Genomic DNA, 2730 nt, shown 5'->3' on the forward strand with positions numbered 1-2730 from the left:
CCTCGAGCTCGCGCGCGAGCGGCGTGGCGATCTGCAACATGGTGTGGCGCACCGTCTCGTCGACGGCCGTGAGCGGCAGGTCTCCCTTCGAGTAGGAGACGACCCCCTCCAGGAAGCGCCGGTCGGTGAAGAGCTCCGCGAGCCGCTTGCGCAGGCGCGGCAGGGTCGTCGCGGACGACTGGAGCACCCCCACCCGGGCCGCGAGCGCCCGGCGCAGGGCCGGGTGGCGCTTGAGCTTCGAGATGAGGGGTGGTGTGTCCTCCCACAGCTTGATGCCCTTGGCACCGAACGAGACCCGCGCCGTCGTGGCCGCCCACGCATCGAGCGTCTCCACCGTCACCTTCCCCAGCCCGAGCGGAGCGAGCAGACGTCGGGAGAGCCTCGCCAGCCCCTCCTCGGGGACGATGACCTTCATCCGGGACTCGGGGTAGCGGGCGTGGTCGTCGAAGGCGATCTTCGCGAGCCGGTGCAGGGCCACCGTCGTCTTCCCGCTGCCCGCGCTGCCCAACACGAGCAGCGGCTGGTCCGCGTTCGCGCTCACGGCCTCGAACTGTTCGGCATCCAGCAGTGCCGTCACGTCGAGCGCCCCCTCGCGCCGGGAGGCCCCCTCCCCCACTCCGAGCTGACCCGGGCGCACCGCCGTCCCCGTTCCACCGGCGAGCTGCCCGGGGCCCACGCTCCGCCAGGTGCCCTCGGAGGTGCGCGTGAGGAGGAGCGGGCCGGCCTGGATGCGGACGAGCACCCCGCGCTCGATGACCACCAACCGCCGCACCTCGACGGTGCCCTCGGACAGCCGCTCGCCGAACCACTCCTCATATGCGTCTCCCTCACCATAGCGGTAGAAGACGCGGGCCACCGGAGCGAAGCGCCAGTCGATGACGCGCACGTCGGCGGAGGCATCGGCGAAGCTGGTACGGCCCAGCAGATAGTCCCGGATGCCCGCGGGCCCATTCAGGCGCAGGTGCGCGAAGTACGGGGCACTGGCCTCCGGGAGCGCCGTCGTCTCCTGTCGCTCGAGGAGGGCCCGGGCCTGGGTCATCTGGTGGAGCAGGTGGGGCAGGTCGGCCACGGGCGCGGTCGCCGCCTCGTCGCGCAGTACCTGCAACTGGGCGACGAGCCCCTGCGTCTCCTGGGTGCGATTGGCACCCCGGCGTCGCGCGGCCTCCAGCGAGGCGTGGACGCGGCCGAGGAGCGCCTCCTCCTCCGCGATGATGGCCCTCGCCTCCGCGGGCAGCTCTCCGTCAGGGTTGCTCATGGTCGTGGGCGCGCAAGGTGACGCGCGGGCACGGATTGGTCAACCCATTGAATTTCCATCCATCCAGCAGCGGGTAGAGCGGGTGAAGGTCTGTTCACGGCCGGTGACGTATTTTCTATTGAACAACTCGAGCCGCGGATTCACGCGCGAACATGCGGGGAGATCCATCCACGGGGGGCAGCCGCAATAGCAGATGGCACATCAACTGACCGGAGCCCCCACCCCATGCGGATCTCAGCATCTCGTTTTGCATCATGGACCCTGGTATGGACCCTCGCCGTGCTCGTGGGTCTCGCGCCCAGCGCATCCAAGGCGCAGGTCCTCGACCCTCTGCAAGTCAGCATCACCACCGCCCAGAGCAGCTACGCGCGTGGCAGCCCGGCACTCCTGACACTGGAGGTGAGGAACGTCGGTCTCGTTCCCGTGACGGTGAGCTTCGCCAACGGGCAGAAGTACGAGTTCACGGCGCAGGATGCCAGCGGCGCCACCGTGTGGACCTGGTCCTTCGGGAAGACCTTCGACCCCGCTTCGTCCAGCAGGACGCTGGCCGCGGGTGAGACGGTGCGCTACCAGGAGACCTGGACGTACAACGCCAACGTGGGCGGCCCGGCGGCGGACGGCTCCTATACCGTTCGTGGCACCTTCCTGGGCAACTACACGGGCCGGAGCGGAACCAAGTCCGCGCAGAAGGCCATCTCCCTCTACACGCCGGACTACCTGCAGGTCTCCTTCGCCGCCGACAAGAGCGCCTACCGCCGGGGCGAGCAGGCCCTCCTCTCCCTGACGATGACCAACACCGCCCCGTATGCCCTCGAGGTGAGCTTCGCCAATGGCCAGTCCTACGACTTCAACGCCACGGATGCCGCGGGCAACGTGGTGTGGACCTGGTCCTTCGGGAAGGCCTTCGACGGCAACCCCCAGACGCGCACGCTGGCTCCCGGTGAGACGTGGACCGTGCAGGAAGCCTGGAGCTTCGTGGATGACGCTGGAGCCGGGGTGCCGGATGGCGACTTCGCCGTGAGCGGCGTCCTGCTGGGCAACTACCTGGGCCGCAGCGGCACCAAGGGTGGCTCGCAGACCCTCAACCTGCTCACGCCGGATCCCCTCCAGGTGACGTTCGCGACCGACAAGAGCAACTACGTGCGCACCCAGTCGCCGGCCCAGCTGAGCCTGGTGGTGACCAACATCTCGACCTACTCGGTGACCATCGACTTCGCGACCGGGAAGACCTACGACTTCAGCGCTCGGAACTCCAGCGGCCAGGTGGTGTGGACCTGGTCGAATGGCAAGAGCTTCCCTCCGGGGCCCACGCAGGTGGTGCTCGCTCCTGGCCAGTCCCTCCAGTACACGCAGACCTGGTCGTACGTGAACAACAGCGGCCTGCCCGTGGCCGATGGCACGTACACCGTCAGCGGGTCCTTCCTGGGCTCCTGGTACGCCGAGTCCAGCAAGGGTGGGCAGAAGCAGATTCGCGT

At 68.8% G+C, this 2730-nt stretch carries 2 protein-coding genes; one reads left to right on the top strand and one right to left on the bottom strand.

Annotated elements, in window-relative coordinates:
* On the bottom strand, window positions 1-1255 hold a 1255-nt coding region (locus VF697_RS39550; RefSeq protein WP_331103366.1), incomplete at its 3' end, for a UvrD-helicase domain-containing protein.
* A gap of 279 nt (window positions 1256-1534) precedes the next feature.
* Here VF697_RS39550 and VF697_RS39555 point away from each other — a divergent pair.
* The coding region (locus VF697_RS39555) for a BsuPI-related putative proteinase inhibitor (protein WP_331103368.1) at window positions 1535-2730 on the top strand (1196 nt) is incomplete at its 3' end.

It is taken from the genome of Archangium sp., from assembly GCF_036388035.1.
Taxonomy (GTDB): domain Bacteria; phylum Myxococcota; class Myxococcia; order Myxococcales; family Myxococcaceae; genus Archangium.